Genomic DNA, 21,411 nt, shown 5'->3' on the forward strand with positions numbered 1-21,411 from the left:
TCAATCAACCTCCCCTCGCTTCTTTTAATCGATCTGCATAGCTATCTATGGCTGCGTTAAATTCTAATAACTCATCCAGTGTCATAGTCTCAGCACGTTCATAGCTAAGTTTCCCTTCCATAATAGGTCGCCAGAATACCCAATTCTCATCCACCGTTTGTCGATGTACATGTATTGGTTTAGCTCTCTTGAAAGGTAAATTTAACTGCCTCGGACATTACTTCTGAAAATCCCCCTACTTCCTCGAAATGTTCGAAGTTTACCTTACTTCCATCTTCTTTAAAGATCACATGTTCCATCATTGAGTCGTAAAGTTTTTCTCCTTGCTGAACACCATGTTCATTCTTAGCATTATCACGCATGCGTACAGCTTCACGTAACCCCGGGTGTTGAAATATATATTTATCACCTTTTTTTGTTTCAAATGTTTTTTGTTCACCTTTTTTAGCCATTGCTTTTCTCTCCCATTCTTTTCTTTTTAAGTGATTTGTTATATGTCTTTTTTTCATAGCAAATTAAAAAGAGTAAGCACTCGGCTCACTCTCCTTTCGATTTATTTAACTGCGTAGTCAAATACTTTAATTGTGTACACACGACTTGAAGCTGATTTACCAAATTCTTTGTCTGCTGGTTTCGTGATCATTGCTTTAGTCCCGCCGACAACCTCTTTTACTTCGTTATTTGAGTTCACCCAAATTGGCACCATAGAACGAGCATTAGCAAAACCATCTAGCACTGAAATAGATGGCGATGTTTGATTAAGAGTGATTTCAATCGTTCCCATGCCATCTCCATTTATAGATACCACTGCATCACCTTGCGCTGAACTAGAAGCTTCAAAGTTATCATTGTCTTTTGATGCTTTTACCATTGTGCCATCAGCATAACCCGTTATAAATATACCGCCGACAGTTGTTACTACTTTCCGAGCATCATATGTTCCAATATGTCCTGTCATTAATTACCCCTCCTTAGTAAACCATTTCTCCATTAACAGTTGTTTCATGAATTGCACCTGCAAGTTCAAAGCTAAATGATAGTCCTTTATAGTGACGCTCTACACGATCAGCAGCATTCGTTTGGGAACGTCTTTTAGCAGTAAGCGTATAAAGTGGTAGTTCAGCTTCATCAAGTGCAATGATGCCCTGTTGTGCTCCTATTTCTAAAATGGTGCGTGCCTCACCTTCTATTTGCGGAATTCCAACATCATCAAAAGAAATCTTGTCATTATTTACAAATAAAGTAGATATTGCTTGCTCCATATTTACTTTCACCCAGTCTTTACCGTGAATGACATCAATATATTCACCTGATAGTAAAGTACCTTCTGATGTTTGATAGTTACCGTTTTTCGCAACATATGCGAAGCCATTTAAAGCATGGATTGCAAGTAACGTGGTGGCATCATATGGTGCAGGATCCACTCCTATTAATTTTTTAAATTTGTATGTGATGGAACCAACAGGCTTAGAACCATGCCCACCTATTAACGCTAAGTGAGGGTATTGATTTAACTTGTCATGCATCATAACAAAGGTACGATCGTATTTTTTAACTGATAACGTTGTTAAATCTTCAATACTATCAACAGTATGCGCGGCTAATTTAAAACCTTCTCCTTCTACTACATCAGAAATTGCAATATAGTCTGCTACCGTACCTGTCGCTAAAGATACAAAGTACCAATCTTCGTTATAATATTTTGCAAGCGTTTGTGCCGCAGTTATTTCTGTGCCGTCATATGTGGCAATTGCAACTTTAGCCGTGCTTGTATCCCCTTGTTTAAAGGCAACACGAGCTGCTTTATAAGTATCAGTACTTTCAGCAAAGTCTGCCTTTACACCATCAATATCTCCGTAAATTTTAAATGACGGTGCACCTGTTTTTTGAGCCAATATCAACGGTGTTCCAAGTCCTGTTAAGGCCGACGGCTTTTTGATATTGATAATGACTGTAACGTCTTTTAGTGGCATATTTACCCCTCCTAATTAATTGTTATCTTCTCGATTACATCTGTTTCAAACGATTCCTGACCTCGTACACGTAATCGCAAGTCAAATCCGCATCTTCTTTCATAATCAACAGTTAAAAAAACATCACGGTTCGTTGCGTTTAATACATCAACTACTGTAATGTTTTCATCTGATAATTCAATATGTCCACGCCCTAAGAAGTAAGCACGTGCTTTTTGTGTATAATCTTCTGCATCTTCGATTACTGATGCATTACAAGTAATTGATAAGACTGATTCAAAGTCTTGTTCAATCCTTGCAGTAGTCCCTGAAATTTTTTGGACTGGTTGACCGACACCTTGTGCAATAGTTGTCTTTTTAATAGAAAAAAACGGGTAGGCGGGTTGTTTTCCTATACCCTCGGCTTGAATCACTTGAATGCCGGTATATGTGGATAATCCTTTATGCAAGGGAATCCATATATCATCATACTTAATCATGCAAACCGACTCCTTCGCGCCATCTCATCAAATATATACAGACGTCAGTAAATTCACTGTAATCTTTAAAGGCTTGTATGGTATAAAAATCATTCTTGTACATTACTTGCGTGCCAATATCAAGTGGCAATGTAGTATATACCTTCTTTTCCTTTACTGTATAAGTGCCATTTTCAACGTATTTCAAGTCATCATTACTTAAAGGCAGAATAATTCCGCTCATAGGAATTTCCGTAGGCTTCCCATTAACCCATTTTCCATTAATATATTGCCCTTCATTTTCAATGAATGCTATGAACGGGACACTATTTTGATCGATTACTTCTTTAAAAATCATAATTTCAGGCATTATTTCTGCACCACCTTGTAGGTTATACGCCTGCGCAAATCCCCTGAATCGATTAGTGGATTACTAGAACCTTTTTTCCGAATGGTTGAAGATACGTTTGGCGGTGCTTCAATATCAGTTATTTTCTCTTGAATATCTCCTACCATTCGAGCACCTAAACGCTCGTATAGTGTCCTAGCGTCTATTTTAAAATCAAGAACGTTTTTAAGTTGCCTTTTGGCAAATTGAGCCCACTCAGTTTGTTTTTCATCAAAAGTAGTCCTCAGAAATGAACGCTCTGGAATAATAATCGACCCACTTGCCTTTTGAATGGTCACTCCAAATTCATGAACATTTGCAATCATTGCATAAAAAGAATCATCATCTCCAAATACCCCGACCTCAACAGTAAATCTTTTCAAATCCCTTAAATTTTTAATTAATTGTGGAATATTGTTTCTGTCAGTAACGCGAATGTTGATACCGGCCATTAGAACACCACCAAATTAATTGTCTTTTTAGGTTTTAATTGTTCTTCGATTTCTTCTAAAATACGTTGAAATTCTTGTCCATATTTGGTTGCAAGTAGGCCCATATTTTTATTGGGTTCACTATATTGACGTTCAATTACATCCACTTTTTCTCTAATTACAGCACGGGAAGAAATCAAACTTAAAGTAACTAAATGAGCCGTTAAATAACGAGCCAATCGCTCTTGGTAAGACTTAGGCACATTTAAAGAGGACACTTCAAGCGAAGCATCCTCTATATACATTGTTAAGCGTTCTTCAGTAACCGCCGTAAACTCATCACTCAACATGCGAACCCTTTCTAGTGTGGTTAACATATAATTCACTCTCCCTTATTTTTCGGGATTAGATAACTCTTCGATACGTTTGTCAATTGCATCTCGAACAGTCTTACGGTCCTCATCTTCCTTCAAAGCTTTAAGCATATCAATGTCAAAAGCGTCTTCAATCATAGCTATTACTTCTTTAGCAGATGGTTTTGATTTATCCTTTTCATAAACAAATTCTCCCGTTTCTTCTAAGTGAGCCATCAAAGGATGAGCAAGAAATTGTTCAAATTCTTGCTCTCCTACTTTATTTGTACCTGGTACCAGGGTTAAACCATTTGCTTGATATGAGTGATTACCTTTATTTTGTACTAACATGTAGGTTCCTCCTTAAATACCATCCGCACGGCAAATAGCCATTGGATAGCGAATAATTAATCCTGTTGTGCGCTCTTCAAACGGTACTTTCGTGTTTGGAAAAGCGTATTCTTGTGGGTGACGAGTAATATCTAATGGTATTCCAAGTTCAACAACATCAGGAGATGAGTCTAATACAACGAAACAATTGCTATTAGCTACTCCTTTGCCTTTTAAATCATTGATTGTCTCAATTCGTTTAAACCAATTTTGAGAACGGATATACTCCAATACCGTTTGCTGTGTAAAGTCGTTAAATGGTTTCTCTAATTCCTCGGAAGAATCAGGGGTAAGAAGTAAAGTATCTGCCTCATGGCCATTTAATTTATTGATCTTATTTTTTGCTTTACGGATATCTGCGACAATTTCTTTACCGGTTTTATCAGCCCATTTAGTAGAGGTACCGCCCTCATTTTGTGGTACTGCATAAACTTGAATACCAACCGCATCAGTTAGGCCTTTTATTCTGTGCTTAGAATCACCTGAGAATGCAATTTGGTTCTCTTTCTCAGCAATGGCTTTACGAACCGTATCTGCTTTTGTTACCTCAATTTGGCGACCAGCCATTTGCGCTTCACGTACTTCTTGAACTGAAATATTGAATGCAGCTGCTATAGAATAAATTTTCACTGTTTCTTCTGTTAAATCTGCATCTACTAACGGTACATCAGTAGCTCCTGGAGCTAATATTTTAGCAGCACCAGAGCGCGTCATCACATCATAGCTGTATGTTTTTGCTCCTGCAGGGATATCTGTTTTTAATGAGAAAATAGAGCGAGCTTTTAGTTCGTTAGCATGGGGCTCATATACTCGCTTGTCAATTGCATTTAAATCTTGTGGACGAATCAATGCGTCCGCTCTGTATGATTGTGTTGGCATGTAAAGTTCCTCCTAAGGTAAGTTAATTTCTATTTCTACTAATTGATCAGCTGAAGCATTGCTTTTAAATACTGCATTTGATACGTCTATAACTGCAGCACCAGTAGCTACAAACTTTTGTGTTGCTGGGTCTACTTTAACAGCATGACCGTTAACAACATCACCGCCTGCGACAACAAAAATACGACCACGTTTTACTATTGCAGCAGGTTCACCCACTTGATAGTTTTGGTCGTCTTTCTTTTCTACGTAATCGTGAATATTTTGTGCTAAAGCAATGCCGATAACTGTACCTCCTGTAGCAATAGGCTTAATAGCTGTACCTTCAGCGTTTAATTGAACTGCAGCACCAAAAGGGACCACTGTCTCTACTGCATACGTGTCTGCCATATAATCTTGGAAATTGGATAATTGGCCAGGTTTACCTGCTGGTAACATGTACTCAGGATAATTTGTAATAGGCATATTTATTTCCCTCCTTCTTTACGCATGTTCAAGCGCTTGTTTTTCATTTTTTCAATTTCTTTTTCCTTGGTTTTAGTGTCACCTGTAAAAGCATTATTTGTACCAGTGCTAGAAAATCCGTTAGCTTCAACTTGTACTACAGTTGCATCAAAAAAGGCGTTGATATAGTCATCTGACTTACCATCACCTTTAAATTCTGATTTAGTTGTAGCTATAACAGCTTCTTTGATTTCACGTTCTGTTTTACCAGTAAAATCGTATGAATCACCAAGTAAAGGCTTAGCAGTGCTGATTAAATTCACACGTTCTTCCACTTTTTTATCTAATTCATCAGCAGAAAATTGATTTTCTTTTGCAGTTGCTAGCTCTTGTTCAGTATTCTGAAGCTTTACCTCTAATGCATCGTAACGACCTTGTAAGGTATCTAAACTGTCACCTTTTACTTTTGCTGTTTCTTTTTGAGCTTTTAAAGCCTCAATGTGTGCTTTCACTACTGGATCTACTTCATACTCTGTACCTTCAATCTTAATTTTAACCAATGTACTTCCTCCTTTTTCATCTTGAATTTGCCATGCATCACTATCAGAACGAATAGCAACCTCTGGACCAGCTCGCCCTTGATCTACAATGGCAATATGATTAATTTCAATATTACGTTGTGCAAAATCATATTGTTCCCCATTATAAGTGCCTTTTTCAGCAACCACATCAGACATGAATCCGATGCTGATTTCTCGTTTACCGTCATAAACCTTTTGGATAAGCTCTTTATCAGTTATTGTCAATGACACATATAACTTTAAATCCTCTACACGTGCATCCGTATGGCTCATTCCTTTTGCGTAACTTTGATAGTTGTCTATCGTCACCGGCTCATTAGGATGCTCATCTGTAACTGGCTTAGAACGGGCAGAACGAATGGTGCGATCATTAAAAATCTCATCTGGCAACTTAGCTTCCATCTGAACAGTACCATCTTGCCGTTGATATGGAAAAACACCAGGACGAGTTATTGGCACTTGTACCGTTAAATAACCCTCTGGTGTCTCTCCATAGTCTTTAATATAGGACCTGTCATAACGCTGTAGTTTCAATCAATTTCACCCCCTTCCAGTACAATTCTCGCATTCTATGACTTTTGGTATAACTTGTTCTGTAAAGCATAACCTTCTAGCTCCCATAATCTATTCTTAATATGTTTTACCGCTAAATCAAAACCTATTTGCTCGTCATAATTCAGCGGGTCTACGCAAGCAGACTCACCTACAATTGTAAAACCATTAGGAATTTTAGCTACGACAAGACATTGTTTCTCATGTACTCGATGGAATACCTCAAGTTTTGATTGTTCGATAATAATGTCAATTTGTTCTTGTGTTACAGTGTTTTTACCCATGTTTAACCTCCTTGTCTAATTTAGTTTTAATAGCTTCTTTGACTTTTCTAGCGTTTTCATTGGGAGAAGCATTAATAGTTATATTGTTGGTTATTTCCAGTTGATTTGGTTTGGTTAAAATTTTTAATACGTCTTCAATCGTACCTTCAGCTACTTCTGTTGTATGGCAATCTCCTACACGCATAGTTCTCTCATAACGTACTCGTTGTTGACTCATTTCAACGCTCCTCCTCTTCTTCATCAAATACAGGAATAGCTACACACCGACATCGATAATCTGCACCAGGTATTAAATTTCTTCCGTTAACCTCTGGTGGATCGCTGTATGAAAAAATTTTATTATTCAATACTTTATGTGATTCTCGCACACATTCATCTGCTGATGTTAACCATTTAAACCTCTCGACACCAATATTTTGATGACGTTGAGCTGTCATTTGACCTAAAATAGAGCCTGCTTGATCTATCGCAATAAATTGTGCACGATTTTGTGTTATTTCAACTCGCTCCATTAATCGTTGACTTATTTGTTTAATAGACGAGCCTTTCTTTATTCCTTCATTAACGATTACCTCAATATCTCTAAAATAATCGTCCTCAATTGTCTTAATGTAATTTACGTTTTCTTCTATTTTTGATTTAAGGAATTCTTCTAACCAAGGTTCATTTTCTACTGGACTAATGCCATTGACCTTCTGTTGTTGCTCTATATTATGTTTATTGAAACGATTGACACTATTTATAAAAGTATTGACGGTATGTTCTTTTTTAGTTGAAGTAAAAATTTTAGCTGCTGTATTTTTTAATGACTGAAACATTTTCTTCAAACTATCGAAAAGTCCGTCATTTACAAATGTTGAACTATCTTGTCTTACTGCTAGTTCTGGCTCAATGTACTTTTCAAATAGAGCAATTGTCTCAACACCTAACTCTCCTATCATCTTCCTCAATGTACGACTATAAGTAACTGTTGCAGCATCGGGAAATCGTGTGATTGGTATTTTTTTAACCATTTGAATCACGCCAACTACGATAAACTTCATCAGCCATTCGCTTAAAATCGGCTTCATCACCGCTAAATTTCACTTCACTGGATAAACCAAACTGACCAAAACGTGATTCTCGAATTTCATCAGTAGTGATAATTCCATTTACTAAATAGATTTGATCAGTTTCAGCAACAATTTTTCTTATTTCAGCATCCGTTTTAGCATCTACATTCCATAGTGGATTAAATTGAATCTCCCATTCCAAAGATTCAGGATCAATACGGCCTCCTAGTTCCTTTTCAGACATCAACAACATCCGAATAAGCTTTTCTAAATGGGGTTTCATCTCATTTTCTTGGTCTGCGACAATACGAGAATAATAATTCATCACATCATATTGAGCTCCCGCAATCGTTCCTGACTCTTGCCCTTTAATAACTGTTTTGGGCATGCGTGCAGCACCTGCTAATAGGTCCCACACAAAGTCTAGTAAATCCTTAATACCTGAAACAGATGTACTTTGTTTTGTCAGGTCTTCCCCATCTGCTATCATTGCCAGCGCTTCTGTCCTAAACATAAAATCCATAATTAAGGATAAATGTTGTTTGTCTTGAGTAGATAAATTCTCGATATCCTTCGACTTATAGACCTTAAATGTAAAATCATGAAGTATTTGACCAACGGACCATACAGACGTATCAAAAACCGTGAGAATATCATATAACGGCTCTAATAATGAAGGTCCTTGAAACTCTCCTTCCATACGTCTTGTTTGACTGTGAAGTAAACGTGAAACGTGTACAGCTGATTCAGTAGTTTTAGTTTGCAGACCATGTCTTGAAGCTCGATTGATGCGCAGTTCTTCAAGTTGACCATATTTAATATCAAATACGTCCTCATTGATAAGGAACTCATTAACTTTCATGGAACTGAAGGCGTGTAAGTAGTCAACGGAGTACAGCTTATTCATATCTAGTTCATCATTTAAATCGAATTTTGTTGCCTGAGTTACCCCTAACGAGACAAAACCATCGCCACGTAACCGCTCATAAGTAATCATGTCTTTAAAAGCTTTTTTTGCATTTAAATCAGCAAGTTTACTCATAATGTCACGTGCTAATTGTTCATCTTTCATCCGCAAAGTAAACCAATTACGCGTCATATCCTCAGCTGGTATATCAATGATATTTTGTACAATACGGCTATCTGTATAAAGGCTGGTTATTTCCTCGTGCGATAACTTTCGATTAGAACCAGCAACCTGACGTGTGAGCTTATCTCGACTGTTCGCTTTCCCATTTCCCTGCATAAAATCTTCTTTAAATTGTTTTGCTTGGTCTATTGTTTTCATTTGGTATCACCTACTTTCCTAAAAGCTTTTTGTAACGATCAAGAGGATTAGAGTTATTTGTATACAGCTGATTTAATGCCTGGGTGGTCATATCCACTAAATCATCATGTGCAGCATTCGGGAAGCTGACTAATTCTTCAATCAAGTCTTCTACCCATGGGCACATATTCGGATGTGGTAAATAAACATTACCAGCCTCAAATAAAGGAGACACCGCATTAGCGCGTGCCTCCTTACCACCATCTGGATTTACTGGAACGATTCCGCTTACCTCATCTTTTAACATTTCGATGATAGCTGAACCGTTTGCCTTATCCTCAATATATTTACTTCTTGCATTTGGCCACTTATCAGACATAGCACGAATTGCTTTCATGGTATCAGCAAAACCCATTCGTCTATGGTCAATGTCAAACAAGAAATATTGTGCCATTTTCCTTCCCCAAACACCACCTGCGACAAAGTCACTCGTTTCTGAATCCTTAAAAGTACAGTCCCATGATTGGGCCATCTTATCAAAATGTGTAGGCAATATAGCAACCTCATTGCTGAAGCCCCACTCTTGCTTTTGCTCAGTGGTTCGGACATAGAATTTAATCCATTCCCGTTTAAAAATATTACCTCCTGCAGGAGATGGACGTTGTTGATACAGAGAGGCCCATGTACGTGAACCAACCTCACTCTTTTTCTCTTCTGCCCAATGCTCATCGAATCCAAGTTCAGGACATAAAGGTTCTCCTATTTCACGTTCCAATAGATCGTCTTTATCTTCTGCAATAGCAGGTAACCGTAAACGAACCCATTTTCGTGGACTTCGAGTAAGTAGGCGACCGATTAAATCATCTTCATGCCATCGCGTCATGATGACAATAACTGAAGCACCATCATGTAAACGGGTTGAAAGTGTTGCTTCCCATTCATCCCAGATGTTATCTCGGATGGTCTGAGAACTAGCTTCTTTCATATTTTTAATAGGATCATCAATAATCATTAAATCGGCACCTTGACCAGTGATTGAACCGCCAATACCAGTTGCAATCATTCCACCGCGTCTATCCTGTAGACCCCAGTCTTTTGTAGCCGAGTTTGACTCGGACAATTGGACATTAAATAGCTCATGCGAAAACTCGTTAAACTTATTTCGATTTAACCTACCAAATTTAGTAGCCAATCCATCACTATATGCAGCTGCAATCACTCGCTTATCTGGGTTACGTCCCAGGTAATAGCTTGGGAACGATTCGGTAACAGTCATTGATTTACCATGTCGCGGTGGCATTTCAATTAAGACGGATAGTTGTTCACCATCAGCAATTCTTTGAAGTACGCTACACACTAATTCAGTATGCCTATAGTGTGAATAGTGACCATGATGGACAAATTCCACGTAGTCACGATAATTACGTCGAGCCAGTTCCTTTTCAGCTTCATATGATAGTGTCTCAATCTGTTCTACGCTTAGAGTTGGCAATCGCTCTCAACTCCTCTGTGCTTAAATTACTGAAATCTACGACTCTGATGTTTGCACCGCTAGTTCCTTTAGTTTCAGAACGAGTTTTAGCAATGTCAGCTTTCAATTTTTCTTCCTGCAATCGCTTCTTATCGTTATCAGATAGTATATCCGTGTACTTAACGAGAAAAGCAAGTGCTGCCATTTTATCTGCTAACTTAACCTTGAACATGCCATCCTTACCTTTTGATAACTCAGTAATTAGTGTACCGTCAATCTCATCTGAACGATGCATAGCAAATTTGGTGTACGTATACGGTACAACTTCTATTTTCTCTGATTTCTTAGAGCCGTCTGGATTATACTCTACATTCGTTTCTGTAGCTTCCGATTCAACTTGTGAAAAGTCAATGAAGTCTGTAATATCAGCAAATGCTATTGCTTTATACTTCTCAAGAACATCGTATTTATCCAAATCTAAACTTTCGAGCCTCTGCCTTTTCAACTCAGCAACTGTTTCTTTAACCTTAGCATTACTTAGCATCCTACTACTATTCGCCATTGCTGTTTGATAGCTGCACTCATACACCTTTTTGTAAGCGCTCGTGGCATTCAATGAACGAACGTAGTACATACAAAAAAGCCGTTGTTTTTCAGTCAGTTCATCCGACTCAACAACAGGCTCTAGTAGTTCTTTTTTTGTATGCACCCTTTTTTGTTTTGTGTGCACACCTTTTTCAGCTGCATCCTTAGACCATTTATGTCTAGTTTTCCAAGACTTCACGGTGTTAATGGATACATCATGTTTCTCTGCAATCTCTTTATACTTCATGCCAGCCATGTAATCTTTTTCTGCTAGCTCATATTTTTCAGCCACCTAACATAACACCACCTCCGAGAACTAATTAATTTTTTAATCACCTCTTTATGCTATTTGCATTATAAAAATAAAAAAACACTCTGATTAAGAGTGTTAGTTTTGAGATACATGAAAAGTTCGAACTAAAGCCATATTATAATTCCAATGGTAGTGACCTCCATTAGCAATATAAACTTCACCATCTTTGATCATTTTAGCTACTTTATCACTCACATCTTTTAAATCTCTACCTTGCACTTTAATTATTTCTGATTCACCTTCAGCAAAATACAAAGATACCTTAAATTCCATTTCAATCACCTCCCATTGACATTATTCGTCAAAGTAAGTGAAAATCCTCCTACAAAGCATCGTAAGATGGTATAACGAAAACTATCTTTCGTCCGGGGGACCTACCTAGCCGACCCTCCTTCCAGTTTACACCGCAGATTTTTCTTTTAGCAAATATTGGTCGTCTTGTGCTTTTTGTGCGTTCTGTGCGTTTCGTGCGCTAACAATGATTTCTATAATTTGATGCTTTCTTTCTTTTACATAAGTGACACCAACGCCAAGTTCACTAGCAATCTGTCGATATGTCCAACCATCTAAAATGTGATCATAAATAATGTTTGTGCGAAGGTCTGAAAATGAATTGGTGAAATTCTCTAATATACTTACGCAGTACCTCATATAAGTGAGTCGCTCTAATTGCTTTCGTTCCCTAATATCCATCTTTTTTAATTCAGCTTCACTTTTACCTGGAGAACCTTTCGGCATAGCTGCATCTAATCCGTATTGAGCAACACCCCAGTTTTCCATAGGAATTTTATAGCCGTACAGTATTCTTTCCAGTCTCTCTATTTCCGTTTTCATCATTTGGTAATCTGTGATTATTGATGCTATGGAAGTTCCAGTTTTGAACATATTCAACACTCCTATCGTTTATTTCGTACAGCTCCTCCAACACGTTTGTATACTTGTCGATTACACCCCATTAAATCTTCAATCTCCCTGCGAGAAAAACGTTCTTTGGTTTGTTTGTTAGTCTTAGTATTCTTTTTATCTATCTCTTGTCTAAGAGGCTGTTTTAACCCTTTTTCGATAAGCTCCGTTTGTAACGTTCCCATTTTCTTCTCTCCTTTTTGTGAAATAAAAAAAGAGGACAACAAATGACACAGCTAATGCTGCAATCAAGCGTTGTCCTCCAGTTGGCTGGGGCGGACTATATATTCAGTTCTTTATAAAGTGCGTCAATGTGCTTCTTATACGATTCATTTAATTTTTGTACATGTTTAAAATCAAAAGCGACGACATTATCTGCGAATTCTACATTTCTGAAAAATGCATTAGTGTCTAATTGACGAGCGTATTTTAATAATAGATCAATTTTTTTATAATAATCTACTGGAACTTCATTTAAGCTAATATTTTCTATTATCACCTTAAAATGATGTATTATATTTTTTTGGGTATGTTCGATGTCGCTAGGCTCTAGTTTTTGATTTAAAAGTAATTCAGTTAATCTATTCACTGTATAAATATCGTGCTTATATATTAATAGAAGTCTTCTAAAATCTTCATAGTTCCATAGTTTATTTTCATTAATATTCATCCTTGCGGTTTTAACAGCATACATACCAGCTACTTTAGCTCCAAAATAAGCTCCAGATAACGTGAAAATGCCAAGGAATAAATTTTCAAAAAACCAGCTTGGTAAAAAGTCTACTTCCATAGATAGTAGCTTAATAATTAATGCAATAATTATTAGTAATAAGGCGCCTATAACTGTTTCCCTTACGTATGTCTTCTCTTCAAATAACTCTCTTCTACCTCCTACTTTCTTTTCTACTTCAGTATTAACCTCCAATCTAATTTCATTCTCACTAGATTCCTTTAGAACAAAGTCTGTATAGGGAAGAATAAGTAACATAAAAAACAAAAGTAAAAATGATGAAATTGATGCAAAAACATCAGTATCATTAAATATAGTAAAAAATAGTTGAAAAAAACCAATATAACCAATTAGCAGTGTTAAAATTGCAATGATTCTTCTTAAATTTAGTCTTGTTAATCTATTACTGAATTCTTCCCATTCTTTAGTTACGAATTTCAATGAATATCTGTAAACTATAAAAGATAATGGAAAAACAATTGACACTAATAATATATATAAGTTTGCTTCAATCTCCTTATCATTTAAAAAAAAGAGTCTAAAATATTTAGATAAAATGTTTGGCCAATTAAAAAATTGAAATATCCCACTTACTACTAATAATGAAGTAAAGATCGATATAAAACTTAAGATACCTAAAACCGCTATTATATAGAAAATATTTCTATCTATACTTTTCAAAACTCTTCCCCTTCTTCCATGCGCATCCTCTTTACCTTCCCTTGATGCGTCACAATCTTATATTCCCCATGAGTCGGAAGTTCTCTGAGCTTTGCTTTTCCGTCACAGATAACAATCACACAACTGGTAGGTATATCCATTATATCAACTGTTAATTGCATTGTCTCTGTGTCTATTTCTAAATTTTCTATACTCACGAAGATCCCTCCAATGTGTTATAATTTTCTTGTGAGAGACAGGAGGAATCTTGTCTTATTTTTTATGTCTTTTAATGCCTTGATTAAGGATTCATCCTCTTTTCTTTGCTTGATTAGACCCTAGCTTTAGCAAGTGATTAATGTATTCTTTTATTGCCTGTGCATTTGATACGGAAACTGTGCCACTATCTAGTATCTTGAATACATCCTTTTTAGTTGGACGTGTCATTTATTCAACTCCTTTACTTCGCATTTTCTACGTATAACGACATAATGCTAGATATACAATATGTTTCGCTAAAAGAACAAAATCATTATAATATTTGATATAATTGGTATTAATTAGCACAAAATAATTAAGGGGGAATTCGAATGAAACCATTATTAAAAGGTACTGAAATTAACAAAGAAATTACTATCACTGCTCCAATTGATTTAGTTTGGTATGCTTGGACAATCTCAGAACGAGTTTCTGAATGGTTTGCATCTGAAGCAATCATTAATCCTAAAATTGATGGAGCATATGAACTTTACTTCATACCTGGAAATAAAACTGGCATGAATACTAAGGGGTGTAAAATAACTAAAATAGTTGAACAGAATGAGCTACATTTTACTTGGAAAGGACCAGACCAATTTGCAAGTATCATGAACGATGAGAATTCTCTAACGCTTGTAAAAGTAAATTTTTCTAATACCGATAATAATATTACTAAGATTTCAGTAAACCACTCTGGTTTTAAGAGTGATGAAAATTGGTCAGAGGTTATTAAATGGCATGATATGGCATGGTCTGGTGTATTAAGTAGTCTTAAATCAGCACTTGAAAAAGGAGAAGGGAACTTATGCTGTAAGCCTTAAAGATTAAGTAACTAACATCTATTTCTTAGAGAAATAGATGTTTTTTTATTACGTAATATGTTTCCAGTGCGTCTTATCAAAAAGCAACCCTCACTACCACCCTCGGCTGCATGCTATAAAATTTCCTAACTGTTAAATTCACCACTTGGCTATCATCTTGCCAGATAACCTTGTTCAGACCGTCCTTAACACCCTTCACGTAATTATCTACATCTGGTTTAGTGGTCGGTCTTAATTCGCCTTGCTCAATAAGAGCTTGTTTTGGCTTCGTCTGATACTTTTTAGGTGTTGCCCTATAAATGTCTATGGCTAAGTCAATCGGTCCTGTTATAAGCTCTTTTGGAGCGTGCTGACCAGCTACTAACTTTACGTATTGTTTAAAGTCCCTCGACTTAGCAGGATCATAGAGGACAGTTTTACCTGTCCATGATTTCCCTGCCCTTGGTCTTCCTTGTGCTACTGGATTTCCAGGTATTTCAAATAAAATATTTCTCATATCACGTGTTTCCATTTCTTTTTTTGTTTTACAAGCAATACCAACTTTTTAGATACACCATAATCTTTAGCGATTGTTAATAGTGATCTATCGTCTTCCCTAATTGCTCGTACTTTTTCCTCATTAAGTTTTACCCCTCCGCCATTTTTAGCCCCTTTTGCTTGCCTCCCTTTGTTTACCATATCTTGAGAGTTTTCTTTAGGGGTTCCTGAACTCAGATGATCTGGATTAATACATAGTGGGTTATCGCAACTATGCAAGATAAACTCACCTTCAGGTATGGGACCTTTAAACATAGTGTAAATGTATCTCGACATTCTCCAGTACTTGCCGTTTCTCGTCACGACGGGATATTTGTCCTGCGAATCGAGCGTGTGACTATTACATTCCCAACATCCAGTGGGAGTTTTTTCATATGTTATTTTCCTTGCTCTGTTGCTAAGGGATTTTTCAGATATTTGATTTTTCATGCTCGCATCCTCTCCTGGTATTCCAATTCCTCATCAATGGTCACCTGACGTTTAAGGAACTCTGCTTCAGCTTCCTCATGCTTTCTCTTACATACAGGTCCGTAACCTTCATCAATGCTTTTAGGAGTTTTCAATGGTCTGTTACATCGTTTACATGTACTCATTAGTAACCACTCTCCTGACGTTCATGATTGATTTCATTTTTCTCGTAATATGCTGCCTCTATTTGCTCCCATGTGAAACCTAGCATTTCGCCTAGCCACACAAAACTCATAAATAAATTGCGGTACATTTTTTCAAACTTTTTAGGTACTAAAAAAGGTGCCTCGATAGCTACGAAGTCTAAATTGACTGCCCAGTTAAAAACGTGTCTAAATGCTTCTAAAGAATCACGTAATCCATTTTTTGCAAAGTTGTATTTTAAATCCTCGAGTTTTAACTCCAACCCAATCGACAAGATGAAATGCAAGCAGTCTACGTATTCTTCAAGGAGTGGATTTCGCATTATCCAGGGTTTATTTTTGTCTGTTTTATCTGGGTTGTCCATTAATACTTGTGTCCTTGATTCCTGATCATTACTCCACTTCTTAAATCCTCGCCATTCATTGGCGCATTCACCTAACTCCACTTGCAAAGCAAGGGTCTTCCAATCCAGATTATTTTGACCTTTGAGTTCAGGGTGTTTCTCCATGATTCGTTCATCAAGCACTCTTTGTGTTTCAAATAATTTTGTAAGATTCATCTCACACCTCCAACAATATGTTTTTCACGCAAAATCGTTTGTTTAACGTGTCCGAACGATTGAAATAGACATTTCCCTGAGCAATACATTTCAGAGCCCTTATGCCATACCTCGTCGCCTTTATGAATAACTTTTTCACAGTTCTCGTTTTCACATACAGCTACTGGTTTCATAAAGACACCTCCAGTAAGTGTGGATGTTCGTATATGTTGCCGATGACATCAACAAACTGTTCTGGTACATCGTTTCTAAAAAAGGTATCCAATCCATAAGTTTCATGAATTGTTATGAAATCTTTAGCCGGAAAAACTTCAATCGGAACAAATGCAAATGAAGCTACTTCATCAATCCAACAGCAAACCGCATATTGTTCATTTTCTTCAACAATATCCCCTTCATAAATCTCCACACCGTTTTTGTCTTTTAGGCCTGTAAATTGCAATTCCTTTAATTCCTCGTAATTACCATCTTCTACTCTGTAGATAGCTAATGTTCCATATGATAGCCAGGCATGTATATCTTCTCTAGATTCCATTTCTTCACCGTCATACATTTTTTTTAGTTCTTCATCCCAAGCTCGAAACTTTATCTCTCTCATGCCGATTTCCCCTCTCTCATCTTGATTCGTAACTCTGCAGCTTGCAGACGTTGTTCAAGAAGATCCATTCGCTTTTTATTAGCTTCCTCATCAATCGGACTAGTTGACTGGACGTAGTAGAAGCCTTGTCCTTTTATCCATTTAGGCATTGGCTTCAACCTCCAGTAGCACAGGGTTTTCGTAGATGTTGCCGATAACTTCAAATTCATCATCTTGCAACCAAGCGTGATTTAGAATAAATGCACCATCCGAACCGTAATACTCTGAATCGTTATTTTTCCATATTTCATAAATGCCACTCTGATATTTAACTATTCCTAAATGTTCTCTATCTTCTCGATTTCCACCACTGGTATCGAAGTCTGTAAAATGAACAATATCCCCTTCATAAACCTCCACACCGTTCTTATCTTTGAGGCCTGTGTATTGCATTACCTCTACTTCTGGGGCTAAACCATCCAAGATAATACCAATTTGCACACTTTGTAAGATGTTGTTTTTCTTTGAAATGAATAGTCTCTCAAACCAACCATTTTCATTTGGATAAACCATTTTATTTAAATCAGTATTATAAGCACGAAATTTAATCTCTCTCATTACTTTTTCAACCTCCAGTCAATTCCTTCTGTTTCAAGAACGAAGTATTCACCTTCACCACGTTCTAGTAATCTACTATTCGCTGCATATCCGATACGGTCTGCAAGGGTGCTCTTATCCTCATTCGTGTTAAAAATAATAGGTTGCTTACGTTTATAACGCTCATTAACAATCGTGTAATAAAGCCCCTCTTTTGCCTCTGTCGGCTTGGCCTTTCCAATATCATCCCAAACTAATACATCCGCACCCAGCACACTATTGAGCATCCTGTTATAGGTCTCGTTGTTGTCGTCCATCCGTTTGGCTGCCATCATTTCATCCATGAAAGTCACATCGGATAGGATTAACACATTAAACCCTCGTTTTATTAGTTGCTTAGCAATTGCTATTTGAAGGTGTGTCTTTCCGATACCAAAGTTGTTATGTTTATATTTAATCTCTGAGCGATCTTCAGGTCGTAGAGCTCGAATTCTTTGTTCTCCAATCGTTGCAGTAAAACCTAAGTTTTTTGCTCCCACTTTTTGAAGTGTTTTTTTGTCTTCTGGAAACTCTTCTAGGTAACGAGTGGTAAGTTCATACATTGCTCTTTGATTTTCATTTGATTGCTCATAGTTCTCTAAGTTTGCATGTACAAACTCTTCTGGAATAAGAGCGTTTTTAAAGCGACGTCCCCAAGCGTTACGGTCTCTACAATCACAAGGTTTGTTTATGTCGTATTCAACCTCGTAATCTGGTGTGACCACCTTTTCCTTATGGCTAAATACCACCTCGGTACCATTACATTTCGGACATTTAGTTTCCCCAGGCTTGTTTGTCTCGTTCGAGCTGTCTATAGACATCATCGATACCTTTTCCTGTAGCTTTTGCATGACTGCGGCCATTGTTGATGCCATTGCTTCCATGTTGGTGAGCCTCCCTTGTTCGTTTGGCATTCAGTTGTTCAAGGTTAGTAATCAATTCATTTTTCCAGTTGCGTAAAATACCTTCAGCATAGGTATATTTGTTTTTAACATCCGGCTTCATAATTGATTCTTTTAAAGCTTCAATGATTAAATCTGCATCTTTATAGTCATCTAGCATAAAACCAAGTTTTTCACCTACGGCTTGAGCTACTGGTTGAATATTGTTATTTGTGAAATCAACTAATTTAGCAAAATCAGAAAAAGGACGAACCGACTGACCAACATTCTCTTGTTGTTGTTCTTGTTCTTCTTTTTCTTCTTCTTTTTCTTGTTGTTCTTCTTGTTGTTCTTCTTCTTTTTGTCCACTTATCGTTGACGTATCGTAAGAACCCTTGATATTACTGAATTCTTCACTTTTTGACGTATCGTTAGACGACTCGTTACTCGAACCGTGGTACGTATCGTAGTACGATTCGTATATAAATTTAATTTCTGGTTTCTCAATTTGCTCTGAAATATAACGAATTAAGAAACCATCTTTAACATTTTTAAGCTCAGATTTAATACAATCTAAAACCGGTTTTCCTCCTTTAGTAAGGTTGTATTTACCCCAGTTTTTAATTGCTATCTCCCTAGTTGAATCATTGTATCTAACCAACTTGTGGTGCTCTATGAACCTCTGAATGAGTGAATTTACACTTTCTATGGAATAACCCATATCGAAAGCCATTTGCTTTTTGGTTATCTGGTAAATGCCTATCTGTGTAGTGTTAGAGTTTGTTAAAAGGTAGAGAAAGAAGAATTTGTCTTCTGGTGTCATCTCTTCTACGACTCTTGGATCATCCCAAAATTCTGTATGAATCATTCTAAATTTAGCCATATATATTCTCCCTTCGGTAAATCCTAGAGGGGAAGTCCCCTCCGCTAATCTAGTAAATATTCAATTTCAAATGTGTTATTCAATTTCTTTGTCTGCCTGCAATAAGCACACTTCTCACATCGAATAGGATTGTCTACTCCGTTTTTAACTCGGATAAAGCTATCCATCATTGTTTCTGTATACTCTAATTCAAACTCAAAACGAGAATCGTCAAAATGCAAGACAGCTTTATCTGGAGGACTTTCTTTTGTAACTGCCACAATATATGGACTGAAATACTCTCCAGTGTTCCTTTGAATTACTTCTCGATATATAGCCATTTGTAGTACGTAATCATAGGCTTGAACAAACGAAACATACTTATGATACTTATCTGACCAGTAGCGGTTTGAAAGGCTCTGAGTAGTCTTTAAATCACTAAATGTTTTACGTTCAAAGTTAATTGAATCGACTTTAATCTTCCAATCAGCTCCAAATAGGTTGGCGATAAATATCGTTTCTCTGACACCATCCATCGCAAACATTGCAAATGGATCTTCTTTAATGGTTTGAATCATCATGTCCGCTTGATTATATTCCGCGTATTTACCACCACGACTTTTATAAATCGAATCATGATTTTCTTCTTGAAACTTAAGAAACTCTTCTTCGCTTTCGAATGCTGCATGAGTATAGGAGCCAACCATCAAAGCCGTGCTGGACGGCATTTGATAGTCTCCATTTATAGTTGCTACTGTTCGAGCTTGGCAATCCATCATGTTCTTGAATTGCGAAACTGAAAAGTAGTCTTTATTTGCTTCATTGCTGTGGTAGTTCTGACTGTTCAACTGAAGTTTCTGTTGAGGTTGTTGAGTTACCATCTACTGTAACCTCCTTAACGTCTTCTTTTTTGAATGCTTCTCCAAGGTCACTAGACTTCTTCTTGCCTTCATCTTTATTGAACCAATCCTCTACTTTGCTCATGCCATCTTTAATTGAGTTAAATATTTTTATCAGTTCTAAATAGTCGTATTCTGTAAAGGATTCCGCGTTGTAACCAAACTTAGCTTCAACCATTTCTTGAGTAACCCTATGTTGTTCCTTAAATGTTTTTAATGCTTTTGAAATACGATCTTTTAAAGGTCCTTTATTGTTCCCTTTCAGTGTTTGTTCACACTCAGCCACAGCTTTATCTACAATGTCACCTGGTATTATTCCAAGAACACAAGCACGTACACGCCTTGCACCACTACTTGCTACCAATTCGTATATGTCACGAGGATCCGTAAGCTTCTGTAAAGTACCTTTTGCTTGTCTACTGTGCTTCACAGTGAATACTTTTTCCTGTCTAACATTAGTTTCTAAATCCCATGCATATGCCATTGCTACAGATTCACCTTCACGTTGTTCCAACTCCTTAACGCCGAACGAAAGATTTCCCCAGTTCTGCGCTAAAACTTCAGCTAATCTGATAGAAGGACCACTTACTTTCGTTCCACCTCTTGGATATTGGTACATAGCAACTTCTGCAAGTGATGTGCGTTTGCAAGAATCTAATATTCTTTGTTCAGCTTGGAATATGTTTCTTGGGAACTGCTTAGCAAGAAAAATAGCTCCCTTTACCTCTTCCATTTCACGTGATGCAGTCGCTTGACCTACTACTCCACCTTGTTGGCTTTGTTGAAATTGCATCGATAGTTCACTCATGCTATATTCACTCCAGTTTCATTTAGTATTTTTTTTTCAAGTTGCACATATTGTTGAGTGAGCTCTGTTATAAGCTCGTTTTTATGAGATGAAACCAAAATCTGGACTTCAATGCTAAAAGCAAGATTTAATATATCTAAGCTTAGTTTTTTCATATTGTTCTTCTTAACGAATTTACAAGTGCTTTCATATCTTTTGTGCAGATCAACCACCATGAATCATCCTCCTCTTGTCATATTCAAGGATT

General features: G+C 36.9%; 38 protein-coding genes. 1 reads left to right on the plus strand and 37 read right to left on the minus strand.

The genetic code is table 11. The features are described from left to right. Positions 1–4: 4 nt before the first annotated feature. The 24 genes from MKY94_RS19855 to MKY94_RS19970 form a co-directional block, all read right to left on the minus strand. A complete protein-coding gene (locus tag MKY94_RS19855) occupies positions 5–154 on the minus strand; it encodes a hypothetical protein (protein WP_342577685.1) in 150 nt (49 codons plus the stop codon). Between the two features lie 25 nt (positions 155–179). Further along, the gene (locus MKY94_RS19860) at positions 180–509 is read right to left on the minus strand and encodes a hypothetical protein (RefSeq protein ID WP_342577687.1); all 330 of its coding nucleotides are present in this window, start codon (positions 507–509) and stop codon (positions 180–182) included. Positions 510–553: 44 nt separating this feature from the next. Further along, positions 554–958, minus strand: a complete 405-nt coding sequence (locus MKY94_RS19865) for a DUF3277 domain-containing protein (protein WP_191697246.1) — start codon at positions 956–958, stop codon at positions 554–556. Between the two features lie 13 nt (positions 959–971). Next, positions 972–1,973 carry a DUF3383 family protein gene (locus tag MKY94_RS19870; RefSeq protein ID WP_342577688.1) on the minus strand — a complete coding sequence of 334 codons (1,002 nt, stop codon included), beginning with the start codon at positions 1,971–1,973 and terminating at the stop codon, positions 972–974. 11 nt (positions 1,974–1,984) lie between these two features. After that, the gene (locus tag MKY94_RS19875) at positions 1,985–2,452 is read right to left on the minus strand and encodes a hypothetical protein (protein ID WP_342577690.1); all 468 of its coding nucleotides are present in this window, start codon (positions 2,450–2,452) and stop codon (positions 1,985–1,987) included. Further along, complete coding sequence (locus tag MKY94_RS19880) at positions 2,445–2,801, minus strand: hypothetical protein (RefSeq protein ID WP_342577691.1); 357 nt, start codon at positions 2,799–2,801, stop codon at positions 2,445–2,447. Before MKY94_RS19880 ends, MKY94_RS19875 begins: the two co-directional genes overlap by 8 nt. After that, entirely contained in the window at positions 2,801–3,271 is a 471-nt protein-coding gene (locus MKY94_RS19885) for a hypothetical protein (RefSeq protein WP_342577692.1), read from the minus strand. Before MKY94_RS19885 ends, MKY94_RS19880 begins: the two co-directional genes overlap by 1 nt. Further along, a complete protein-coding gene (locus MKY94_RS19890; protein ID WP_342577693.1) occupies positions 3,271–3,627 on the minus strand; it encodes a DUF4054 domain-containing protein in 357 nt (118 codons plus the stop codon). Before MKY94_RS19890 ends, MKY94_RS19885 begins: the two co-directional genes overlap by 1 nt. Positions 3,628–3,642: 15 nt before the next feature. Next, positions 3,643–3,954 carry a hypothetical protein gene (locus MKY94_RS19895; RefSeq protein ID WP_342577695.1) on the minus strand — a complete coding sequence of 104 codons (312 nt, stop codon included), beginning with the start codon at positions 3,952–3,954 and terminating at the stop codon, positions 3,643–3,645. 12 nt (positions 3,955–3,966) lie between these two features. Continuing rightward, complete coding sequence (locus MKY94_RS19900) at positions 3,967–4,872, minus strand: DUF2184 domain-containing protein (RefSeq protein WP_342577696.1); 906 nt, start codon at positions 4,870–4,872, stop codon at positions 3,967–3,969. A 12-nt stretch (positions 4,873–4,884) separates the two neighbouring features. Continuing rightward, complete coding sequence (locus MKY94_RS19905; RefSeq protein ID WP_342577697.1) at positions 4,885–5,337, minus strand: hypothetical protein; 453 nt, start codon at positions 5,335–5,337, stop codon at positions 4,885–4,887. A 2-nt stretch (positions 5,338–5,339) separates the two neighbouring features. Then, positions 5,340–6,431, minus strand: a complete 1,092-nt coding sequence (locus MKY94_RS19910) for a DUF2213 domain-containing protein (protein ID WP_342577698.1) — start codon at positions 6,429–6,431, stop codon at positions 5,340–5,342. Positions 6,432–6,466: 35 nt separating this feature from the next. Continuing rightward, positions 6,467–6,733, minus strand: coding sequence for a Gp49 family protein (locus MKY94_RS19915; protein ID WP_342577699.1), 267 nt, complete (start codon positions 6,731–6,733; stop codon positions 6,467–6,469). Then, positions 6,726–6,950, minus strand: a complete 225-nt coding sequence (locus MKY94_RS19920; protein WP_342577700.1) for a hypothetical protein — start codon at positions 6,948–6,950, stop codon at positions 6,726–6,728. Before MKY94_RS19920 ends, MKY94_RS19915 begins: the two co-directional genes overlap by 8 nt. 1 nt (position 6,951) lies before the next feature. Further along, positions 6,952–7,776, minus strand: a complete 825-nt coding sequence (locus MKY94_RS19925) for a minor capsid protein (RefSeq protein WP_342577701.1) — start codon at positions 7,774–7,776, stop codon at positions 6,952–6,954. Further along, on the minus strand, positions 7,739–9,073 hold the full coding sequence (locus MKY94_RS19930; protein WP_342577702.1) for a phage portal protein: 1,335 nt from the start codon (positions 9,071–9,073) through the stop codon (positions 7,739–7,741). The genes MKY94_RS19925 and MKY94_RS19930 overlap by 38 nt, the downstream gene beginning before the upstream one ends. A 10-nt stretch (positions 9,074–9,083) precedes the next feature. After that, positions 9,084–10,544 carry a phage terminase large subunit gene (terL, locus tag MKY94_RS19935; protein ID WP_342577703.1) on the minus strand — a complete coding sequence of 487 codons (1,461 nt, stop codon included), beginning with the start codon at positions 10,542–10,544 and terminating at the stop codon, positions 9,084–9,086. Then, positions 10,516–11,400 carry a terminase small subunit gene (locus MKY94_RS19940; protein ID WP_342577704.1) on the minus strand — a complete coding sequence of 295 codons (885 nt, stop codon included), beginning with the start codon at positions 11,398–11,400 and terminating at the stop codon, positions 10,516–10,518. The genes terL and MKY94_RS19940 overlap by 29 nt, the downstream gene beginning before the upstream one ends. A 96-nt stretch (positions 11,401–11,496) precedes the next feature. After that, positions 11,497–11,694: a hypothetical protein gene (locus tag MKY94_RS19945; protein ID WP_342577705.1), complete on the minus strand. Its 198-nt coding sequence runs from the start codon at positions 11,692–11,694 to the stop codon at positions 11,497–11,499. Positions 11,695–11,820: 126 nt separating this feature from the next. After that, on the minus strand, positions 11,821–12,306 hold the full coding sequence (locus MKY94_RS19950) for a sigma-70 family RNA polymerase sigma factor (protein ID WP_342577706.1): 486 nt from the start codon (positions 12,304–12,306) through the stop codon (positions 11,821–11,823). An 11-nt stretch (positions 12,307–12,317) separates the two neighbouring features. Continuing rightward, positions 12,318–12,509 carry a hypothetical protein gene (locus MKY94_RS19955; RefSeq protein ID WP_342577707.1) on the minus strand — a complete coding sequence of 64 codons (192 nt, stop codon included), beginning with the start codon at positions 12,507–12,509 and terminating at the stop codon, positions 12,318–12,320. Between the two features lie 95 nt (positions 12,510–12,604). Next, positions 12,605–13,735, minus strand: a complete 1,131-nt coding sequence (locus MKY94_RS19960) for a hypothetical protein (RefSeq protein WP_342577708.1) — start codon at positions 13,733–13,735, stop codon at positions 12,605–12,607. Continuing rightward, on the minus strand, positions 13,732–13,932 hold the full coding sequence (locus tag MKY94_RS19965) for an XtrA/YqaO family protein (protein ID WP_342577709.1): 201 nt from the start codon (positions 13,930–13,932) through the stop codon (positions 13,732–13,734). The genes MKY94_RS19960 and MKY94_RS19965 overlap by 4 nt, the downstream gene beginning before the upstream one ends. A gap of 91 nt (positions 13,933–14,023) precedes the next feature. Further along, positions 14,024–14,161, minus strand: a complete 138-nt coding sequence (locus MKY94_RS19970; RefSeq protein WP_342577710.1) for a hypothetical protein — start codon at positions 14,159–14,161, stop codon at positions 14,024–14,026. A gap of 143 nt (positions 14,162–14,304) precedes the next feature. Here MKY94_RS19970 and MKY94_RS19975 point away from each other — a divergent pair, with 143 nt between their 5' ends. Beyond that, positions 14,305–14,793, plus strand: coding sequence for an SRPBCC domain-containing protein (locus tag MKY94_RS19975; RefSeq protein WP_342577711.1), 489 nt, complete (start codon positions 14,305–14,307; stop codon positions 14,791–14,793). Between the two features lie 76 nt (positions 14,794–14,869). Here MKY94_RS19975 and MKY94_RS19980 read toward each other — a convergent pair whose 3' ends face one another. Genes MKY94_RS19980 through MKY94_RS20040 form a run of 13 tightly spaced genes read right to left on the minus strand, consistent with a single transcriptional unit; the run spans position 14,870 to position 21,379 of the window. Continuing rightward, positions 14,870–15,289, minus strand: coding sequence for a RusA family crossover junction endodeoxyribonuclease (locus tag MKY94_RS19980; protein WP_342578707.1), 420 nt, complete (start codon positions 15,287–15,289; stop codon positions 14,870–14,872). Continuing rightward, the gene (locus MKY94_RS19985; protein ID WP_342577712.1) at positions 15,286–15,759 is read right to left on the minus strand and encodes an HNH endonuclease signature motif containing protein; all 474 of its coding nucleotides are present in this window, start codon (positions 15,757–15,759) and stop codon (positions 15,286–15,288) included. Before MKY94_RS19985 ends, MKY94_RS19980 begins: the two co-directional genes overlap by 4 nt. Next, complete coding sequence (locus tag MKY94_RS19990; protein WP_342577713.1) at positions 15,756–15,923, minus strand: DUF6011 domain-containing protein; 168 nt, start codon at positions 15,921–15,923, stop codon at positions 15,756–15,758. The genes MKY94_RS19985 and MKY94_RS19990 overlap by 4 nt, the downstream gene beginning before the upstream one ends. Next, a complete protein-coding gene (locus MKY94_RS19995) occupies positions 15,923–16,501 on the minus strand; it encodes a dUTP diphosphatase (protein ID WP_342577715.1) in 579 nt (192 codons plus the stop codon). Before MKY94_RS19995 ends, MKY94_RS19990 begins: the two co-directional genes overlap by 1 nt. Next, positions 16,498–16,674 (minus strand): hypothetical protein, encoded by a 177-nt coding sequence (locus MKY94_RS20000; protein ID WP_342577716.1) that lies wholly within the window; start codon positions 16,672–16,674, stop codon positions 16,498–16,500. The genes MKY94_RS19995 and MKY94_RS20000 overlap by 4 nt, the downstream gene beginning before the upstream one ends. Further along, positions 16,671–17,099 (minus strand): YopX family protein, encoded by a 429-nt coding sequence (locus tag MKY94_RS20005; protein WP_342577717.1) that lies wholly within the window; start codon positions 17,097–17,099, stop codon positions 16,671–16,673. The genes MKY94_RS20000 and MKY94_RS20005 overlap by 4 nt, the downstream gene beginning before the upstream one ends. Then, positions 17,096–17,248, minus strand: a complete 153-nt coding sequence (locus tag MKY94_RS20010; RefSeq protein WP_342577718.1) for a hypothetical protein — start codon at positions 17,246–17,248, stop codon at positions 17,096–17,098. Before MKY94_RS20010 ends, MKY94_RS20005 begins: the two co-directional genes overlap by 4 nt. Further along, positions 17,241–17,696, minus strand: a complete 456-nt coding sequence (locus tag MKY94_RS20015; RefSeq protein WP_342577719.1) for a YopX family protein — start codon at positions 17,694–17,696, stop codon at positions 17,241–17,243. The genes MKY94_RS20010 and MKY94_RS20015 overlap by 8 nt, the downstream gene beginning before the upstream one ends. Beyond that, positions 17,696–18,598 carry an ATP-binding protein gene (locus MKY94_RS20020; protein WP_342577720.1) on the minus strand — a complete coding sequence of 301 codons (903 nt, stop codon included), beginning with the start codon at positions 18,596–18,598 and terminating at the stop codon, positions 17,696–17,698. The genes MKY94_RS20015 and MKY94_RS20020 overlap by 1 nt, the downstream gene beginning before the upstream one ends. Next, a complete protein-coding gene (locus MKY94_RS20025) occupies positions 18,489–19,478 on the minus strand; it encodes a DnaD domain protein (protein ID WP_342577722.1) in 990 nt (329 codons plus the stop codon). The genes MKY94_RS20020 and MKY94_RS20025 overlap by 110 nt, the downstream gene beginning before the upstream one ends. Before the next feature lie 44 nt (positions 19,479–19,522). Continuing rightward, complete coding sequence (locus MKY94_RS20030; protein WP_342577723.1) at positions 19,523–20,338, minus strand: PD-(D/E)XK nuclease-like domain-containing protein; 816 nt, start codon at positions 20,336–20,338, stop codon at positions 19,523–19,525. Beyond that, on the minus strand, positions 20,277–21,164 hold the full coding sequence (locus tag MKY94_RS20035; protein ID WP_342577724.1) for a hypothetical protein: 888 nt from the start codon (positions 21,162–21,164) through the stop codon (positions 20,277–20,279). The genes MKY94_RS20030 and MKY94_RS20035 overlap by 62 nt, the downstream gene beginning before the upstream one ends. Next, complete coding sequence (locus MKY94_RS20040) at positions 21,161–21,379, minus strand: hypothetical protein (protein ID WP_342577725.1); 219 nt, start codon at positions 21,377–21,379, stop codon at positions 21,161–21,163. The genes MKY94_RS20035 and MKY94_RS20040 overlap by 4 nt, the downstream gene beginning before the upstream one ends. Positions 21,380–21,411 lie beyond the last annotated feature (32 nt).

It is taken from the genome of Psychrobacillus sp. FSL K6-2843 (assembly GCF_038626375.1).
GTDB lineage: Bacteria > Bacillota > Bacilli > Bacillales_A > Planococcaceae > Psychrobacillus > Psychrobacillus faecigallinarum.

Coding starts and splice junctions, on each gene's coding strand:
- MKY94_RS19860 (WP_342577687.1), bottom strand. CDS start 509: ATGAAAAAAAGACATATAACAAATCACTTAAAAAGAAAAGAATGGGAG.
- MKY94_RS19865 (WP_191697246.1), bottom strand. CDS start 958: ATGACAGGACATATTGGAACATATGATGCTCGGAAAGTAGTAACAACT.
- MKY94_RS19870 (WP_342577688.1), bottom strand. CDS start 1,973: ATGCCACTAAAAGACGTTACAGTCATTATCAATATCAAAAAGCCGTCG.
- MKY94_RS19875 (WP_342577690.1), bottom strand. CDS start 2,452: ATGATTAAGTATGATGATATATGGATTCCCTTGCATAAAGGATTATCC.
- MKY94_RS19880 (WP_342577691.1), bottom strand. CDS start 2,801: ATGCCTGAAATTATGATTTTTAAAGAAGTAATCGATCAAAATAGTGTC.
- MKY94_RS19885 (WP_342577692.1), bottom strand. CDS start 3,271: ATGGCCGGTATCAACATTCGCGTTACTGACAGAAACAATATTCCACAA.
- MKY94_RS19890 (WP_342577693.1), bottom strand. CDS start 3,627: ATGTTAACCACACTAGAAAGGGTTCGCATGTTGAGTGATGAGTTTACG.
- MKY94_RS19895 (WP_342577695.1), bottom strand. CDS start 3,954: ATGTTAGTACAAAATAAAGGTAATCACTCATATCAAGCAAATGGTTTA.
- MKY94_RS19900 (WP_342577696.1), bottom strand. CDS start 4,872: ATGCCAACACAATCATACAGAGCGGACGCATTGATTCGTCCACAAGAT.
- MKY94_RS19905 (WP_342577697.1), bottom strand. CDS start 5,337: ATGCCTATTACAAATTATCCTGAGTACATGTTACCAGCAGGTAAACCT.
- MKY94_RS19915 (WP_342577699.1), bottom strand. CDS start 6,733: ATGGGTAAAAACACTGTAACACAAGAACAAATTGACATTATTATCGAA.
- MKY94_RS19920 (WP_342577700.1), bottom strand. CDS start 6,950: ATGAGTCAACAACGAGTACGTTATGAGAGAACTATGCGTGTAGGAGAT.
- MKY94_RS19925 (WP_342577701.1), bottom strand. CDS start 7,776: ATGAAGTTTATCGTAGTTGGCGTGATTCAAATGGTTAAAAAAATACCA.
- MKY94_RS19930 (WP_342577702.1), bottom strand. CDS start 9,073: ATGAAAACAATAGACCAAGCAAAACAATTTAAAGAAGATTTTATGCAG.
- MKY94_RS19945 (WP_342577705.1), bottom strand. CDS start 11,694: ATGGAATTTAAGGTATCTTTGTATTTTGCTGAAGGTGAATCAGAAATA.
- MKY94_RS19950 (WP_342577706.1), bottom strand. CDS start 12,306: ATGTTCAAAACTGGAACTTCCATAGCATCAATAATCACAGATTACCAA.
- MKY94_RS19955 (WP_342577707.1), bottom strand. CDS start 12,509: ATGGGAACGTTACAAACGGAGCTTATCGAAAAAGGGTTAAAACAGCCT.
- MKY94_RS19970 (WP_342577710.1), bottom strand. CDS start 14,161: ATGACACGTCCAACTAAAAAGGATGTATTCAAGATACTAGATAGTGGC.
- MKY94_RS19975 (WP_342577711.1), top strand. CDS start 14,305: ATGAAACCATTATTAAAAGGTACTGAAATTAACAAAGAAATTACTATC.
- MKY94_RS19980 (WP_342578707.1), bottom strand. CDS start 15,289: ATGAGAAATATTTTATTTGAAATACCTGGAAATCCAGTAGCACAAGGA.
- MKY94_RS19985 (WP_342577712.1), bottom strand. CDS start 15,759: ATGAAAAATCAAATATCTGAAAAATCCCTTAGCAACAGAGCAAGGAAA.
- MKY94_RS19990 (WP_342577713.1), bottom strand. CDS start 15,923: ATGAGTACATGTAAACGATGTAACAGACCATTGAAAACTCCTAAAAGC.
- MKY94_RS19995 (WP_342577715.1), bottom strand. CDS start 16,501: ATGAATCTTACAAAATTATTTGAAACACAAAGAGTGCTTGATGAACGA.
- MKY94_RS20000 (WP_342577716.1), bottom strand. CDS start 16,674: ATGAAACCAGTAGCTGTATGTGAAAACGAGAACTGTGAAAAAGTTATT.
- MKY94_RS20005 (WP_342577717.1), bottom strand. CDS start 17,099: ATGAGAGAGATAAAGTTTCGAGCTTGGGATGAAGAACTAAAAAAAATG.
- MKY94_RS20010 (WP_342577718.1), bottom strand. CDS start 17,248: ATGCCTAAATGGATAAAAGGACAAGGCTTCTACTACGTCCAGTCAACT.
- MKY94_RS20015 (WP_342577719.1), bottom strand. CDS start 17,696: ATGAGAGAGATTAAATTTCGTGCTTATAATACTGATTTAAATAAAATG.
- MKY94_RS20020 (WP_342577720.1), bottom strand. CDS start 18,598: ATGGAAGCAATGGCATCAACAATGGCCGCAGTCATGCAAAAGCTACAG.
- MKY94_RS20025 (WP_342577722.1), bottom strand. CDS start 19,478: ATGGCTAAATTTAGAATGATTCATACAGAATTTTGGGATGATCCAAGA.
- MKY94_RS20030 (WP_342577723.1), bottom strand. CDS start 20,338: ATGGTAACTCAACAACCTCAACAGAAACTTCAGTTGAACAGTCAGAAC.
- MKY94_RS20035 (WP_342577724.1), bottom strand. CDS start 21,164: ATGAGTGAACTATCGATGCAATTTCAACAAAGCCAACAAGGTGGAGTA.
- MKY94_RS20040 (WP_342577725.1), bottom strand. CDS start 21,379: ATGGTGGTTGATCTGCACAAAAGATATGAAAGCACTTGTAAATTCGTT.